Source organism: Amycolatopsis samaneae, assembly GCF_039541975.1.
Lineage (GTDB): Bacteria > Actinomycetota > Actinomycetes > Mycobacteriales > Pseudonocardiaceae > Amycolatopsis > Amycolatopsis samaneae.
In genome coordinates, this window is record NZ_BAABHG010000011.1 from 58814 (window position 1) to 77559 (window position 18746).

At 67.3% G+C, this 18746-nt stretch carries 1 protein-coding gene (cut by a window edge); it reads right to left on the reverse strand.

The window, feature by feature from the left end; translation table 11 throughout:
• Window positions 1-18746, reverse strand: the 3' portion of a protein-coding gene (locus ABD987_RS27990) for a DnaJ domain-containing protein (RefSeq protein ID WP_345400165.1). It continues 10123 nt past the right edge of the window; 18746 of the gene's 28869 nt are visible here — the last part of the coding sequence; its start codon lies beyond the right edge, outside the window; the stop codon is at window positions 1-3.

The following is an 18746-nucleotide window of genomic DNA, read 5'->3' on the forward strand; positions in this document are numbered from 1 at the left end:
CTAATAGCCGCGTCGAGGACCATACTGAGCGCCGGGAAAACCAGGTCCCGGCTGCCGAGGAACGCCCTGCGTCCAGACCCAGGCCGGGTTTCCGTTGGCGTCCACGCCCCACACCCATTCACCGCCCGGCGCGCCGGGGTCGGAACGCGGATGAGCCCACTCCGCTCCAGCCTGCTGGTGCTGCCGCGGTTGCCCATTCCGCGATCGCTCCTCCTCGGACCGGAGCCAGGTCTCCCGATCGGCCCACGATCGAGCCACCTGCTCGGCCCGCGCCCGCTCCGCCTCCGCATGCTGCCGGGCTCGCCCCGCCGCGGTCTGCTCAGCCCGCAACCGCCGCGCCTCCGCCTCGAGCTGGTTCCGGCTCGCCGCAAGCCCCCCAGCCCGCAACCGGTAGTCCTCCTCGGCCCGCGACAGTGCCTCCATCTCACCCCGCAACCGAGCCTCCTCAGCCTCCGCCCAGGCAAGCTCGCCCTTCACCTGCTCCTCCTGCGCCGCCGCCCGCGCAGCGTTCGACCGGTACCACTTCACGTCTTGCCTCAGCTTCTCCCGCTCAGCCTGCGACAGCTTAGACCGCGATCGCTCGTACTCAGTCTCAATCCACGACAGCCCCCGCTCCCTCAGCGATCGCTCTTCCGCATCCGCTGACCGCACACGCGCGACCCGCGATCGAACCGTCCGCGCTGCCTCCCACTTGGCCCGCGACCGCTGCTTCCCCTGCTCAGCCCGCCGCTGCGCCTCCTGCGTGGACGCCAACTCCGCCTGCACTCCCGACAGGTCCGCGTCTACCTTCTCCAGCTCACGCCCCAACCGCACTTCCTGGGCGCCCCACTGACCCGCCGCGGTAGCCTGCGACTTAGCCGCCAGCTCAGCCTGACTCCGTTGCCCCCGCGCGGTCGCCTGCTCGGCTCGTACCCACTGAAACCAGGCTTCCGCCGCCCGCCGAGCCCGCTCCTGGTCCGGCTGCCCGGCGGCCTGGGGTCGCTGCCCTGGCTGCGGTTCCCTTTTGTTCTGGTATTGCTCGTGCTCCCGAAAAGCCGCGTCGTACTTATCGCACTTTTCTTTGTATTTCCACCCGGGCTCGAACTGCGCATGATGCCCGGACAGAATCTGCCAGTTCCTGCCCAGGTCAACCCAGTCTTCGCGCAGCTTCCGCCGCCGCGCGTCGATGCCCTCAGGAAGCGCCCGGCCCTGGTGTTCCCGTTCCAGTAGCCGCAGGTGTGCCAACTCCTCCCCGAGTTCTGCCACCTTCAGCGTGCAGTCATACAACTTCCGCCCATACTCGGCAAGGAGCATGTCCCTGGCCTCGCCTATTCTCTTGAATTTCTCCCCCTCGGTCTTGTTCTTGTCCGGATGATATTTGAGAGACAGCTTTCGATATGCCTTTGTTATTTCAGCGTCGGTCGCTGTTTTCTGAACTCCCAGAACCTCGTACAGGTTGTCGGAATCGACGTTGGGACCGGACTCGGGCCGCGCACTCCCGGGCGTCGCCCCGGCCGCAGGCTCGGGAGGCGGTTGCGGCGCTCGCGCACTCTGCTCTTCCGCCCGCGGCCTCGGCTCGCTCGGCCGCGAATCGGAGGGGAAGCCACCCGTCTGAGCACTGCCCCGCGACGGACCGGTGCCGGAGGGCGACTCCTGACTCTTCGGAGCCGGTTCCGGACCCTTCGGCCGCGTTTCCGGCCTGACCGACTCCTTCCGTCCCGCACCCGCGTTCACATAGCTCGAATCCCGACGACCCACACCCGGCACCGGACCCTCCGACGCGACACCCGGCTCGGTCCCCTTCGAAGCAGCTTCTGCCTTCACCTCGGGCTCAGCCGCACCCTCCCGCTTCGGTCGCGACGCCGACCCACGCTCCGGCCCCTGAGACACCGGACCCCGCCCCACCGACTCCTTCTGCCCCGCACCCGCGTTCACATAGCTCGAATCCCGACGGCCGCCTCCCGACGCCGGTGCGGCCTCGGATTTCATCGGCTTCGCTTCCGGAGCCGAACCCCGCGGCTGCTCCCGGCTCGAACCCTCGTCCGGCTTCGGTGACCGCGTCGCCCCGGCGTCGACATCCGGCCGCGGGCGAACGGGCTCCTTACCCTTCCACGCCGCTGCCGAGGCCGGGGGCCGAACCGGCTCATCCTTCGTGCCCGAATGCTCTCGCTCCGAGTCGGAACTACCTGACGAGGACCCGGAATCGGACCTGACGTCCGTGCTCTCGCTGCTGGAACTCTCGGATTCGCCGTGCTGTCCTCGTCCGAGGTGGTCCAGTTCTTCGGTGGTGAACACAGTTTTCCGCAGATCACTGGCGCCGAAGGGATGGCGTGCAGCATTGCCCGGTTTCAGTCGCGAAGGGTTCTCGGCGATCCGGGTATAGGCGATCCAGCCGCGGTTGTCCGGAACGCCGAGCCGATGATCCGCGCTGGCCTCGACCATCGCGTCCCGGCCGGTGAGCACCCCGGGGTGGTGGTTCTTCAGACCTTCGACCGGCTTGGTGATCATCAGTTCGGTCAGACGCTCCGCGAAATTTCTGACGAAGGACGTCCCTATCGATCGCCCGTCGCGCATCATCAGCAAGACCACCGGTGCGTCCCCAGGTGAAGCGTAAAGCTCCTTGTAAGCGGAAGCGAAGGCCTTCGAGGCGTGGACGATCCGCGCCGCGGCCTCGGCGCCGACGAACCTCGTCTTGTCGCGTCCGCCTTCGCTCACTACCACTTCGACCCTGTCATCCGTGCCCCGCTGCGGCCGCAACCGCACGAGCACACGACGAGACGCCAGTGGCACCGACCTTGCCGGGTTGTCCAGCTTGGCCGCCTCACCCACCGATTCACCAGGCGCCGTGCGGATCACGCTGCCGGTCTTCTGCAACTCGGCGACGATGCCTTCCAGATCCGCGCTCGCTTGCCGCGCCCCGACGTCCAGTCCCGCCGTACCACCATGCCTGCCGACGAGGACGGAACTCGGTTCCACCCGTACCCTGCCCGGATCGAACCACCTCCGGTCACCGTCACGGGTCCTGCCCCGCACCTCCACCGAAGAGCCCGCGTGTAGCTCGCCCAAGTAGGCCGGGCCTGGGCCGGGCACCGGCGGATTCGTGTCCGCGTACGGCGGTCGATACTCCTTGCGCCGCTCCAGCTTTGCCAGGCGCACATCCTCGTGCCGCACGCTCAGGTCGGCCATGCCCGTCCTGCCGCCGAGTTCTTTCGGTACTCGCGTCATGTCCAGGTAGTCGACAGCGTCCTCCATGCGCTTGCGGACGTTGTAGAGATGCCGCATCCCATCGGCTCCCCGGAACGAAAGCAGCCCTTGGTCACCCGGCTCGAACTCGCCTCGAACGTACTCGTCGGCCGCTCCGAAATCCTTGAACGGTTTGCCGAACTCCACCCGGCTCCGGCGCTCGATCTGCGTCCCCGTCAGCGGACCGCTCGGCCCCGCTTCGTACTCGCGCCCGAACTCGATCGAGTTCGCCGTCTGGACGGCCACCGCCGGACAGTTCGTCGTGCGACCTTCCAGGTCCCGACGGGATTCGCCGGGGAGCGGTTCGTTCACCTCCAGCGCCAGGTCGTAGTGCACCACGGCGTAGCGCCGGGCGTCCAACGGGTCCACGAACGCGTCCTTCGAGAACGGGTCACCTCGCCGCCAGCCGTCCCGGAACACCGGCCGATCCGGCGTTTCCCGCGCGGCGAACTCGAGACCGTGATCCCGCAGTTTCTCCCACACCCGGGACATCGACTGGTCCTGCGCCAACCCGAGCCGCTCCCGCTGAGCGTCCTCCCACCGCGAGTACTCGCTCCGCAACGATTCCAGCCACGCGGCCCGGTCCTGCGGCTCGGGCGTCAGATCGGACCGCTGAGTGGACGCGAGGAAGGTGACGACTTCCCGCGGATCACGCTGCACCCCGTGCGCCGCATCGAGTAAATCCTCCGGGCGCATCCCCAGCAGCTCGGCGAGCCGCGGCAGGTCGCCAGGGACACGGTGCTGGGCCCTGCTCACCTCCAAGAGCGTCGCCGCGTGCGCACCACCCACCTTTTCGACCAGACCGGTGAAGTCGCGGACATCGAACCGGTCCTCGGCGCCGAGTTCCGCCGCCTCCCTGAGGATGCGGTCGACATCCTGTGTCGATACGCCGAGATCCCTTAACAGCCAGGCCTGGGCGTCGCGCGCCCATTCACCTCGGAAGAGATCGCCGGACCACGAACCGTCCTGCTTCAGCATCTGCCCGAGCGCCCGGTCCAGCGCCGGATGCGCGGGTGTGCCGTTCGCCAGGAACCGCTCGAACGTGCCCTGGTCCCAGCCGAGGCCCTTGGCCAGAGCCGGTACCACATCATGGGTGAACCGGTTCGCCGCCTCCTCGAACCGAGGCGAATCAACCCCCTCGCCATTCAGCTCCACCATCAGGCGCTTGAACGGCGCCAACGCCCGCGGCGCGAGCCCCGTCGCCGCACCCCACCGCAGCAGGACTCCCGCCTCGACCCCGGTCTCCTCCGCGACCTCCCGCAGTTCGTCCGGCAACCGGTCGAGCTTCCGGCTCCACTCACGCAACGACCCGAAATAGTGCCGGGGATCAAGGCCGGCGTCGTTCAACAGCTGGAGAGGACGCTCATAACGGTCCTCGCTGAACCACGGCACGTCACGGGCATCGGCGGCGATGTCACCGTCCTCCAGCCCCAGAACACGCTCCACCGGCGTGGGGGTCGGCGGCCGGTAAACCTCTCCTCTGGGCATCGGCACTATATGGTAGTAATCTCCCTTTAAGTTATGCCCAGGCGGGGTAAACAGGTCACCCTCCGCCTCCCTCGCCATCATCACCGCATGGCTAGGGGAGCTCTTTCGGTGAACAAGCAAAACCGCAGCAGTCTCTTCGGGCATTACCCGCAGAGCGGCCTTGGTCAAATCCGAGAGGTTCTGGTACGGCCCCTCCTGCGACTTACCCGTGGCGACCAAAAGGTCGTGCACCGTGTTACCCGCACTGGGCTTGGCGCGGAAGACAGTTCCTGGATGGTAGTAGGAATTGACCGACATCACCGCGGTCTGAACGCAGTTGAAGCGTCGGCCAAGGGTCTCCATAGCCGATTCGGTCACACCGGGCTCCGGCTTGTTCACCTGCGCGAACCCCGCAGCCCAGTCTCCGGCAGAACCCGACGCGCCCTCGGCGACGACGGGGCCCTTGTCGACAGCAAGAGCCGGTCCCTGAACGAGATCGCCGCCAGGTCCGCCGTGGAAGGTCTGACCCGCGAAGCCGGGCACCGTGTTCTGCAACCGCCAACGCTGGGCGCCCTGCGCCCACTCACGCAAGCCGCTGGTCCAGGCGGGATCCTGCTGCACCAGGCGGTCCAATGCCTGATCCAGTTCCGGATGCACGGGATTCCCGTCCGCCAAGAACCGGTCAAAGGTGTTCCGATCCCAGCGGAGTACCTGCGCCAGGCCGGGCACCACTACGTCTTGGATCCATTTCGCCCCGGCCTGGATTCGAGGCGATTGCACCCGGTCGTCGTTGAATCGGGTCAGCAAGCGGCGGAACGGCGCGAGCTCTCGCGGAGCGAGTCCTGTTTCCGCGCCTGCCCGGAGCAGGACCCACGCTTTTATACCGTTTTGCTCGGCCACAGCCGACAGCCCGTCCGGGAACTGGTCGATCTTTCTGCTCAACGTACGCAGATCCCTGAAATGCAACGTTGGCGACAAGCCAGCTTCTTCCAACAGCTGAAGGGCGCGGTCGTAGCGATCATGACCTTCCTGGCTGAACCAGGGAACGTCGCGAATGTCCTCGGCCACCTCACTTTCGCTCAACAGAAGCGATGCCGCCAAATCCTGTTGCGGCGGCGAGTAGATCTTGTTTCGCGACATCGGAACAGCAACGTAACCAACGTCGTACGACGAAGAGCGGAACATGTCACGGGCTTGTACGTCCACAAACGCGACCTGACCGCTCATCTGCCGATGCACCATCGCCGCATGCGCGGGGACGGGGCGAGCCCGTGCTACCAGCAGCGTCCCATAGCTGTCCTTGGGCATCGACAGTTTCGCGGCATCGTTCACTTCACCGAGGTTCGGCTGTGCGGGCCCAATTTTCGCGTCCAAGACCTTCTCAGCCGAAAAGCTCTCCATCTTGAGCGCACCAGGCTCGGCAGGGAACAGCGACCCCGGATTATGCGCGGTATTCACGGCCTGGACCGTCACCGGAATGCAGTTGGCCTTCCGGCCCACAGCTTCCAGCCGGGATTCACGCACACCGGCACGCGGCTGGTTCACCGGGCTCAGGTGGGCGTAATGCTCCTCGTAGTAGCGCTTCGAGTCGGCCGGGGTCGCGAAGCTGGAGAAGTGGATCGGATCACCGTCCCGGTAGCTGTCGGCGAACTTCCACCCCCCGGCGTGCAGTTCCCGTAGGAACGGGTCGGCCGCGGCGAACCGGTCGTTTCGCCCCGCCCCGGCGGCCGTCTCGTCATGTGCCCGAGGTGGCGCGTACGTCGATCGATCGTCGAACGGCGCGAAACGCAGATCCTTGACCTCGGACAGATCCCGGATGTGGACGCCGTCCGTGTCGATATCCAGGTAAACCATCGCGCCACTGTCCAGCTTGATGCCGAGATAGGTGTGCCGTAACCCCGGCCTCACCTGGCCCGACACCAGAGCCGTTTTCCCGGTGCCCACCTCCCGCTCGACGGCCGCGTTGAACTCACCGAAATCCGCGAAGCGCCGCCGGAGGTGGTCCGGGCCCATGATCTCCACGACCCGGGCGCCGCTGACCGGACGACCGGGCTCCGCCCGGTGCAGCATCCCCGACCGGCGGGTGTTCGCGGCCTGAACGGTCACCGCGACGCAGTTCTCCGACCGCCCCGCCGAGCCACCCCGCTCACCCGGTACCGGCTCGTTCACCCCCTTGAGATCGTCGAGGAAGCGGTCGACGAACCGTTGCTCGTCCTGCGGAGTACGGAAACTCCCCGGCTCCACGGGTCGCCCCGGGCCCGGTTCATGTCCGGGCTCGTACCCGTCGAACGCGGCCTCGGCGTGGACGGGCACCGGGAATCCACCACCCCGGGCCGCACGGATCGCGTCCTCATCCGACAACCGGTCCAGATCGGGGAAGCGCCGGCCCGCTTCCTGCAAGCCGTCGTGCACTTCCCACAGCGGGAGCCCGTCGAGAGCCAGCCGTTCCTTCTGGTACGCCAGCCATCGCGGCAGCCGCTCGCGCACCGCCTCGTACGCCGAACGCTTCTGGTCCACCAAGCCCCAGGGCTCCCGGTGGTCCAACGCATAGTGCTCGAGGTATACGCGGGCCTCGCGCGGATCGCTGTTCGTTTCGGTCGCCACGCGCAGGAGCTCGATGGTGGAGAGCAGCCGAGGCTGGTAGATCTCGTGGAGTTTCGGCACCCGGTGCTGCTGCTCGCTCGCCCGCAGGATCAACCCGTCATGCTCCGAGCCGAGGCGCTCCAGCAGCTCCTGGTAGTCGTCGGCGTTGAACCAGGTCTCCTTCGGGAGCCGAGCGGACAGGCGACGAGTCTCGGCTTGTTCGGGGCCGAATTTCTCCTCTTCCCAGTCGCGCGCCGCCCTGATCAGCCAGTTGTCGTCGGCCAGTTGCTCGGGTGTGGGCTGGCGGTCGGCCAGGAAGTCGTAGACGTCCCGCTTGCCTCCGCTCTCGGCGGGCCAGCCCAGCTTCTCCCGATAGCCCTCCACGCGCGCATCGATGTTCCTGCCGACATCCTGGACAGCTTTGCCGAAGTTGAGCGTCTTCACCAGGGAGCGGAACGAGGGCAGCACCCGCGGATGAGCCGGCAGTTCCTCGGCCAGCTCCAGCAGATCCCTCGTTTTCCCCTCCATGTCGAGCTGCTTCGCCACCTGCTCGACGCCGTCGATCGTCCGACCGGCCTCCACACTCGCCGTATGGAGGTCCGCGATTCGCTCGGCATAGCTGTCGGCCTCGTAGTGGTCGTGGACCAGCTCGACGATCGCTCCGAGATCGACGTTGGGAGCTCTGTTCAGGAGCTCCTTGAAAGCCCGCCGGGTATCACTACCCCTCCTCAGCCCGAGTTGGTGCGCCCACCAGTCGGCGAGCCATACATCGCCTTCCCGCGGGCTTGTCCGCAATCGCCCCTTCTCGACGCGGCCAAGCGTCCACAGCAGCCGTTCCGGCGTCAGGCCGGCCTCGCCGAGCCGCGCCTCCGCCATGACCCGGCCCCGGCGATAATTAGGATCCAGGAGCACGGCCAGCCGCTCTAGGAGTCCACCGTTGACACTTTTGACACGCTGCCGGACCTCTGCGGCAAGTGCCTCCGTGGTCAGCGGCTTCCCATTCGGCTCCAGTCCCAGCCGATCGATCACGGGGCGCAGGGCCACCAGATCCCGTGGGTCGATAACGAAGACACTGTCGGAGCTGATCTGAGTGAAGATCTCGTCGGCCAGCACGGCGACTTCGAGCGGATGACGCCCGAGCCGGTGCGCTGTCTGTGGCAGTTCCGCGGGCACCCTGCCGAGCCTCTCGCCCAGCAGGAGCAGATTCTCCATGGGAACTTCGGTCTTCTTGGACAGCCGGATCAGCGCATGAGGATCAAACCACGGTTTCTTCGTCAGCTGGTCGAAATCCCACCGCTCGATATCCAGCCGGGCAGCCAGTTCATCGGCCTCGTGCGGGGCGTAGTCATTCCGCGGAAGCTCAGCCAGGATCTTCCCGCCCGGGCTCGGAACGGCACGCCGCGGGCCCTGGTCGAACGCCGGAAGCACCTCCAGCGCCGAAGGGAGAATGGCCTCGATGTGCCTGCCGAAGAGACCGTCGTTCGGCAATTCTTGTCGGGACCGCGCGAAGTCGTCCAGCGCGCGATTCTGTTCGTTCTCGCTGCGCGCCGTGAGGTAGTCGCCGAACATCCGGGCGTAGCGGCTGGTCGCGGACCCGGCGAGCCTCGCCCCGGTCAGCCGCTGCACGAACTGACCGATCAGCCGGGCGAAGTGCCGCGAAGGTTGCAGCGCGGCAAGATCCTCCAATCGCAGGCCGAGCCGGGTACTCAGTCGCACCAAGGCGGCGCTGTCGATGCCCCGCTCACGCAGCCGGGCCGTCAACTCGTCGACGATCCGCTGTGCCCGCTCCTCGGGGCGCCCGGCCGCGTGCTGCTGGTCGGCGGCGAAGTCCTTTTCGATGGCCGCGAAGTCGTCGTGCAGAGCGACCAGGTCAGGCAGGTTTTCGACGTTCAGCTTGTTCGCGACGGCCTCGAGTACCTCGCCGTCGGGCAGACCGGCCAGGCGCGCCAGTTCGTCACGCGCCGCCGCCTTCCCGGCATCGGAAAGCCACTCTTCGATCTCGGCACCAAGACGCTCGGCCTCGCGCAGCCGCGTGAGCCCCTCCTTCACGAACCTGCGGGGCAGGTCGTGCAGCAGGTCCAACGGAACGTCGCGCTTGCTCACGTAAGAACAGAGCCATCGGGTTCCCTCACTTCCCCAGCCCAGCACGTCGGACAGCGCGATCAGGTGGTTGAGGTCGTTCTCACCGTGTAGCCCGAATTCACCCAGCCGATCGCGCAGCCCCTGCTCCAGTTCCGGCCCGGTCAGCCGATCCGCGGCTTCCCTGTCCGGCACCAGCTCGCGAAGGTGTTCGCCCAGGACTTCCAGCCGTTCCGGGCTTTCCCCCAGCCGATCGGCAAGCCGGATCAGCGGCTTCCCGCTGGGCAGCCCCATGGCGTCGGCGGATTTCTTGGCCTGCTCGAGAATGCTGCCGGGCGTCCGTTCGAACAGCGTGGCCAGCCGGACGAAAGCACTGGCGTCGGGCTCGCCCGCGTTCTTGGCCATCGTGACGAGCTGGCTCGGGCCGATGTCCAGGCCGAGCTTGGTGAACCTCGTGAACTCCCACTCGTGCACGCCCAGATCAGCGGCCTGCCTGGCGACCTCGCCCGGGGAGTTGGCATCGTCGTAGGTTAGGAGCGGGTCGGGATCGTCGGTCTGCTTCTGCGGGCCGTCGGTCCGCTGCCGAACGCGCTCGATCCCGCTGCGACTGCTCTCACCGACCTTTCTGAAGGCGCGCTTCACCATGTCGCGCGGGCCACCGCCAGGGAGGCCCTGGGTGCGGCGAAGGCCGTACCGCTCAGCCAGTTCGCGCGACATGTCGCGAGCCGCGGATTCGCCCTCGACGACCAGATGGCGCAACACCACGTCGTGGATCTCGCCCATCAGCTTGTCCAGCCTGACTTCCGGCGCCGAGGTCGGCCGCTCGATGCGCGACGGAAGCTGGAATTCGGCACTGACGACCGCGCCCGCGAGTTCACGGTGCCGACCGTTCGCCTTACCGAGCTCGATCCACTTCCTCGCGGCGGCGACCTGCTCCTCCCAGTGTTCCTCCCACGCTTCGTCCTGCCGCGTGAACAATTCCTCCTCGGCCGGGCGGTCCGGCGCGCGAAAGCCAAGTTCCGTCAGGCCCTGACGGTTCGTATCGAGCGTGATCGTGTCGTCCCGGCCAGTGCGCATCGGCCGGTTCCAGCCGAGCCACTCGGCCTTCTCGGCACGGTAGGTCGGCGTGATCGTCCACCGTGGGACGACCTCGGACACGTCATGACCCCCGGGAGAGTGGCCGCCGGGCGTACCCAGCTCCCGTTCGGTCGATACGACGTTCTGCCGCCGGTTGCCGTAGTCCAGCATGGGTCGCACGTACTCGGTGAGCGTGACGCCCGGCCGTCCGGCCGCCCCGGCGATCGGCTCGCCCCGGATGTCGCTGGTCTCCACGGCCTCCAGAATGCCGCGGCGCGACACACCGGTCGCCACCGTCTCCTTCTCCATGCCGGTCCGGTGCACCGAGCCCTCGGGCCTGCCCATCCGTTTGACCTCGGCGAATTCCACCCGGATCTTCAGCTGTTTCAAGGGTCCTTCGTGGAATTCGAGCACCTGCCCCCGCTTGGACAGTGCCTCGTGCAGGTGGATCTGCCGCTGGTTGAGTCCGGTCGCGGCCTTGATCTTGGCCGCGACCCGAGCGGGCAGCGGTGGCCGGTTGGGGAGTTCCGGCACCTTGCCGTTCGCGTCCGGCACCCGGCCCGCGATCAGGTTCTCCAGTGCCTCGTCGCGTTTGGGCGCGTCGAACGGACGGAAGTGGACATCCGCGATGGTGCGGCCGTTGTCGTCGCGACGGAAGCCGTACTCGGTGCGGTCACCGTTCCTGCCGTGCTGCCACAGACCGGGGATCCGCTCGACCGGCCGGTTCGGCTCGGTGTCTTCCCGGATGACCAGGCCTTCGTCCACTCTGGACCTTACGGCCAGCGGAAGGGAGAAGCGGGTCTCCCACGGCTCGCCGAACTGGTGTGGTTCGAGCGAGGACCAGGCTTTCCCCAGCGCCCTGGTGTACGTACCGGCGGCAGCCGTCGGGTAGACCTTCATGGTCATCTCAAGGTCGTGCAGGAACCGCATTTCCTTCCGCGCCCCGGTGCCCGCCGTGGTGGACTCGGTGATCTGCCGCGCCTCACCCACGTCGTGCGACTCGTGGAACTCGCCCTGCAGCAACGCCTGGGTGAGGTCGGCCGCACCGTGCATGGTGTAGCTGCCGAAGCCGGCGTGCGCCTCCAGCACCCAGCTGCGGTCCCTTGTCTCCGACCTCCCCCGCGTCTCCTCGTTGTGCTGGGAGGAACTGTGATTCCGGACGGTGTCGTGGTACTGGCCCTCGCCAAGACCGGCGTGCAACACCACCAGTTGCTCCACCTCACCGAACGGTGTGCGGGCGGAGCGCAGGAGCGGCACGCCGCCGTTCCTCGCTTGGCGCAACAACATGTCGGCCGCGGGCGTGGCCAGCACCGGATGCAGCACGTCCTCGTGGATCCGGTCGTTGATCTGGTCGAACCACTTGAGCGACACCGGCTCGTGGCTGCCCTCGGCCGGCTGGGAAAGGACCTCGTTGTGCCAATCGGCGAACCGCTTGACCCGGTTGCCCTCGTTCTCCGCCTGAACCCGCGCGCCTTCCCGCCGGGACCACTCGGTGAGCCTGCGGAAAACCTCCTTGCCCAGTTCGCGCGGAGCCTTGGCGTCGGCGAAGGAGACCGAGCCCTCGCCCCTGCCCACGTTCTTCGGAGGACGTACCCGCGTGCCTTCGGGCAGCGCCGGAGGTTCCGTCACCGCCGGTTCCGGCCGGTCGTCGACCGGAACGCCGTTGTCCTGGTCACCGTCGCGCGCGGCCGGGTGCTCCTGGCGGTACCGCTCGGCGACGGCCGGGTCCAGCACCGCCAGGTCCTCCGGCCGCAGCCCTTCCACCTGGTGCATGGCACTGGACCGCACCAGGTAGACGACGGAGCCGGGAAGGTGGATCCACTGCTTTCCCTCGCGCACGGTGCCTTCGTGCAGCGCTCCGAACGCGTCGTGCCAGCCGCGGAAGGCCGAGCTCGTCTGCTCCTCGGTCCGGCTGTAGGCGACCAGGTAACCGTCCTCGATGTCGACATTCACGTCGGTGTCGCGACCGGCGACGGTGTTCTTGCTTTCCTCGGTCCGCATGAACTTGCCGTTGAGCCCGGCCACCGGCCCGCCCAGGTAGGACCCGTTGAACGGGTGGAGATTGAGCAGGTTGACCTTCAGGCTCATGCCCCGCCCCTTGGTGGGCCCGCTGGTCAGGACGGTGGTGGAGTGCGGTGCTTCGACGAACTTGTGGTTCTCGACCTTGCCGAGGACGCGAGGATCGCCCAGCTGGTTGAACCGCCTTACCCGCGCGGTCAGCTCACGGTTGCCGAAGATGCCACCGCCGTTGCGCGTCCGCAGTTCGCGGAAGTCTCCCACCGGTTTCGGCTCGGCGGAACTCTCGACCGGTTTCACCTCGACGGAATCCTCGACCAGCGAACGGGGGAAACCCGCGATCTGGCGGTCCCTGGTGTAGAAGAACTCCAACCCGTCCAATGCGCCGTCATACGCGCCAGGAGTGCCCGCGCCGAATTCGTGAACGCCCGCGAACAGGCTGGGGTTGTGCTGGTCGATCGGTTTGGCCGCGCTCCCGACGAACGGGAACTTCAGCCATTCCTTCCACCACGCCGAGCGCGGGACGTCCAACATCTTCGCCGCGGTGCTCAGCCCCTTCGGCGTCGGAGTGAACGCCACCAGCTCGGCGTCCAGCGGCGGCGGACCGGTCGGCCGCATCTCGGGCTTGGGAGCGCCGTCCGGCCGCCAGACAGGAGCGGGCTCGTCCGCAGGAGCGCGCTCGATCGTCGCCGTGCTCCGGCCGGGCAGCGCCGCCACGGTCACCTCGACCTCCCCGGGGATCCCGCTGCCCATCCCCCCGGAGGAATCGCGCCACAGCCGCGGTGGCCGCCGGTCCGCCCACCGCCCGTCCCCGCTGAACTCGAACCGGGCCGGATAGCCGAGGTGGTGGACGGGCCGCTCGATGTCGAACGGCAGCTCGTACCCGTGCCCCTGGTCGATCACGGTGCCGTCGCCGGACCGTGCCTTCCCGACGAGCTGGCCACCCGGCCAGATGGACTGGTGGTCGCCGTAACCGGCGACCACCACACCGGTGTTGAAGAACTGGGAGTTGTCCACCCCCGACGCCGTGGACCGGCTGGGCACGATCCGGCCACCGATCCGTTCGGTCCCGGTGCCGCCGAGGTAGCCGGCGTGCTGCCGGTCCGCCCAGCCGCGCACGAACTGGTCCGGCACGCCCCGGTGCCACCTACTGAGCGGGATCCGGAGCCCGTCGCCGCCGTTGAAGACCTCCGCGACGTTGTCCCCGTCCTGGAGGAAAGCGACGATTTCCTGTTTGAGGTCACGGAACGGGAAGGCCTTCGGGCGATGCAGCAGCCGTCGCCACCAGCTCTGCCCGCCGATCACGCCTTCGGCGTCGAGCCGGTGCAGCAGCATGCCGGTGAGGTGTTCGATGGTTTCGTCCGGCAGCTTCTTGACCGCGCCCAGCTGGTCGAACGCCACCCGCGGGTTCACTCCCGGCGGGAAGTGGGCCTCCGGAGCATCCAGTTCCGGCCCCGGACCACGGTGCTGAGCGCGGCCGTCCGCCGCGGCGTCGTCACGGGCCGGGAACAGGTCCCGCATTTCCTGGCCGAAGTCCGCCGCGTGCTGCGCCACCTCCGGCAGCAGCCGGGGGGCGGCCAGCGCCGGCCGCTGCCGGGGGGCGAACCGGATGACCCGCGACGGCTCCGCGTCGAGGTCGGCCACCCGCCGCGGCCCGGGCTCCCACGAGCGGAGTGCACCGGGCCGGCCACCCAGCTCGTCTTCGCCCACGATGGCCAGCAACCGGTCCAGCTCGGCCTGGGGCAGCGGGCGGTCGTCCGCCGCGGAACGGACGCTGAAGGCAGGGTGCTCGGTCAGCGGCCGGTATTCGCCGTCCGGCGAGCGCTCTTCGACCACCCCGTCCTCGGTCACCCGGTAGTCGCCATCCTCGGGCAGACCTCGCGTGAATTCGGTCAAGCGCTGCTCGAACCGGTTCTCCAGGACGGCGAACCCGCCGGGCAGCACGTCCAGCCGGGGATCGTCGATCTCCGGCAGCCGGGGCTTGAAGTGGCCGACCAGTCCGACCTTCTCCGACGGTGCGCCGAGCAGCACGTCGACCTCGTCGATGAGCCGGTTGGGGAGCCCTCCCGGCCGGGGCATGGTCTCGCCGGTGGCGATCCAGGGCACCGCGTCCGGGTGGGGCGGCCGCATGTCGACGACGAGGCCGTGCCGGTCCACCAGAGTCTGCAACCGGTGCTGCTCGGACAGGGTGAACCCGTGTTCCTGTTCCAGGACGTGCGGGCTCGGGTCGTCCGATCGGCCGCGCAGGAACAGCGTGGCCTTGCCCGGTACCCGGATGATCCGGTCCGGCCGATAGTGCGTCGCGGGCGTCGCGGACTGCTCGTCGCCGCGGCCCCTGCCTTCCATCGGGGTGCGGGCCGCCGCCGCGCCCTCACTCGCGTGCTGCTCGTCGCCGACGCGGACCACCAGCGTCAAGTCGGCTTCGTGTTCCTGCAGCGGACCCGAATAGAGTTCTTCCCCCTGTTTGCCGAGTGCGTCGGTGACCCCGTCGTCCAGCTCGGTGCCACGGTGGAAGCGCACCTGTGGGCCGACGGCGAACCCTTCGTCCTTGCCGCTGTAGTCGCCGATGGCGAAGGACACACCCACCCCGCGACGCCTGACCGTGGCCCCGCTGGTGGTGACCTGGCCACCGGTCAGCTTCTCCCGCCGCACGGTGCCGTCGCCGTCCCGCACCGGCCGGGACTTCAGCGGCTCACCGTCCCGGCGTCCGCGGAGGGCGACGTAGACGGGCAGCTTGCCTTTACCGGCGAAGGCGAACGTCTCGCTGACCACCTTGCCTTTCAGCAGTTCCTTGGTGACCGCCCGATGGCTGAGCCAGTTCTCGAGATCCGCGCGCGACCGTACGTCGTTCGGGGCGAAGCCACCGAGCTCCCTGGACACCCCGTCATAAACCGCTCCAAGGTCGGAGAAGACGAGGTGTTCGACATCCCCCGGGTTGACCGGACGCTCGTCCGAGGCGGCCGGCTTGGCCTTCGGCCAGGCCAGGGTGACCTCGCCCGCCACCCGGCTCACCGATGGCGGTGGTGTCGCCTGCCAGGGCCGCCGGCGAGACTGGGTGAACTCGAGCCGGAAAACGGCGGAGTGATCCATGGTGTCGTGCTCGACGCCCTGCTGGATCACCCGCGTCTCGCTGATCCTGGACGAGGTCGCGCTCAGGCCGGAACGGCTTGCGTTGAAGGCACCGAAAAGCCACGCCCGGACCGTGCCCTTCGGCGTGGGAACGAAGACACTGGCCGCCTCGGTGAAGTGCGGCAGGTTCTCGATCGAGGAACCGCGTTCCCGCGCCACTGTGGTCGTACTGTCCCGATCCAGCAACTCGGACCGCGAGTTCTCCCCTTCGCCCAGCCCTTCCAGCAGGATCGCGATCTCCTCCGGACCACCGCTGTGCGCCCGGTTGCCGAGACTGATCCGGAACCACCCACCACCGACCTTGCCCCACGCCTTGGTCAGGTTCTCGTCCGAAGCGGCCACCTCGACAAAATCGCGATACGACGAATCCTCGCCGAGCTTGGCCAGGATCTCGGCCCGGATCGCCGAACCGTCCAGCTTGCCCCGCAGTTTCGGCTGCTGCGCGCGAACCTGTCCGGCCCTCGACCGGTACGAGGCACCCGGCTCGGACGCCCTCGTCCGCAGGTCCGCCGCCTGCTTGTCGAGGTCGCGCGCCTGCTCGTCGAGTTCCCGCGCCCGCCCTTCGTCCGCACGCACCGGCTCGCGGTGCGTCGGCCCGCTGTCCTCGCCCACGGTCCGCGCCGCGCCGTTGTCGCGCTCCTCGGTGTCCACGGGCCGGTTCCGCTCGGCCTCGGCACGCAGTCCCGCGGCTTCCCGCCGCAGTTCGCCGGCCCGTTCCTCCAGTTCCGCTATCCGCGGCCAAGCATCCGGTTCCTGACGCTGCTGACGGAGACCGCGGCGGGCCCGTTCCTCCCGCGCCCGCTGTCCGGCCAGGTCGGCACGCTGCTCGGCCTGATCGGCCTTCCGTTCCAGGACCTGTGCGCGCGCATCGGCACCCTGCCCCACATGCGGTGACTCCGCCCGCGCCCGCGCCGCCTGCTCATCGAGCTCCCGCGCCCGCGCTTCCAGTTCCTCCGCGCGAGGCGTCGCGCCGGAGTCCCGGTGCTCGGTGCGTGCGGATTCCCCGTCCGGCGAATCCGCCGACCGATTTCGCGTCTCCGCGGCCTCGCCACGCAGCTCCGCCGCTTCCTGCCGAAGCTCGTAAGCCTCTTCCTCGAGTTCGCGAGCCCGTTCCTCGGGCTCCCGCAGCTCCCACGCCTTTCGCCGGAGCCGGCCCGCCTCGCCGCCGTACCTGAATTCCCGCCAAGTCGCCGCCTTCTCCCGAAGTGCCGAAGCGAAATTCGAGATCGACGAGGGCACCTCCGGCTTTCCGGCCTCGTGCCGTACCGCCCCGGAGCGCGACAGCACCGCCTGCCACGACTTCGGCAGCTCCGCCGCCCGCTGCCGCCACACCGTGAAGTCGGAGGACAGCAGCCGAAGCCCCCGGGTCAGACCGGCCGACCTGGGCGAGCCGCGGTGAGCCGCCATCGTATGCGACGTACCCACCTCGGGCTGCTTCGAGACCGACGGCGCGGAGGCGGGATCTTGCGTTCCCTTCCTCCAGGACTCGAGGAACTCCTCATCACGAGACGCTATTTTATGCTGAAGCTGCCGTTCCGCAGACTTCTCGGGCTCTAGCTCATCGTATTTCCGATCGAGCTCCCGCGCCCGCAGCACCGACTCGGCATCCAGTGAATTTTCACGCAACTTCTCGATCTGAGAAAGCAGCTTGTGCTGCCGCTCCTGCAGCGCCCGCAACCTCTTTTTGGAAGCACGCACTTCGTTGTCGAGCTCTTTACGCATGGCATCGGCTCGCTTGGCGCGCCCTCGGGCAGCTTCGAGTTCACCTCCTTTATACCGGCCGGTGATCATAACATCGCGTCCCGGATGTTCGGGACTACTGGTCGCAATGCCCTTGTTATTCTCGACACCAAAAACGAAGCCGTGCCCTTTATCCCGAGAAAATGTCAAGAGGTCACGAACCGAATGGACCTCGTTCGGAAAACCGAAATATCCCTGTAAAACAGTTTCGAAATCACGCGCATGTTGCTTGTCGCCGACGTAGCACGAAAACAACACCGTCGAAGCATTGGGCCGAGCTTGACGATTGAGCTGGTACCATTTGTTGAGCCACAAGAACTTCGCGTAATTGAGCCCATCAAGACGGATGCGCCCATCCGGGGATTCCCCGTCCCACACTTTCCGGTAGCCCTCGAAACTCTCTTCTGCGTGCGCATCCGCAATGATAGGCCCATCGGTCGCCACAGGCGAAGCATCAGACGCATCGACGTTCTCGAAGTCCACAGTACTGCGCGACACAGCGGCCGGATCACCACTCGACCGGTAGTCCTTGCTCCAAACAGCATCAATCTTCTCGATGTCTCCTTGGCCAACGAGCATACGATCGTGGTACTCAGACCATGTCTCACCCGGCAACAGGCGAACCAACTTGTCGTGCCGGTCACTGTTCGCAAAGTCCTCCTGGTCACTTTTGTGCCGTTCACCCATACTTAAAGTGACACCGATGACCTCGCCACGCTTGTTCTTGACCGGGGCGGACAAAATATTCTCCGCCGACAGCTTCAGCAACGTGCCGTCATATACATTTTCAGCCACGATCACGTCGTCAGGGACGAACGTCTTTTCTTCTCGCGAGAAGGTTTTCAGGATCTTCGAGAATTTCGATTGGGCACGGGTCCGCCACAGGTATTCGTCGGCCGAGCGAGCAGGACCTTCCGAGCCCTCCTGCTTCTTGGACCCACGCGAAATAATGGGTGCGGCAGAAAACCCCTGAGAGCCACTCCCCTCGGCAGCCCCGTAAAGCTCCTGATTACGACGTTCAAGCTCGGCATAGACGTGCTTGGCTTCTGCCCTCGCCTTGACACGCAGCTCGTCCGCCCGCTGCTCCAGCTCCCGCGCACGCTGCTCCGAAGCCGCGTCCTGCGACTTCGCGCGCAGACTCGCGATATCGGCCCGAAGACCGCCTTCCCGATCCACCAGTTCCTGAAGCCGCGCCTTGATAACAATAGGTTCGGGGAAACTCTTCCTGAAGTCGTCAAGCCGCCGAGCACGCTGCCGGGCAGGCCCGAGCTCACTGCGCTCGTACTGGCCGGTGACCTTGGCATCATGAATTGAATCGCCGGGCTTATAGGTCGCAATACCCGCGTTGTCCTCGACAGCCCTTAGTGGGCCACCTCTGCGTTTAACTAGTGAATAGAGCAGGTGGCGAGGCAAGTGGATCTCGTTCGGGAAAC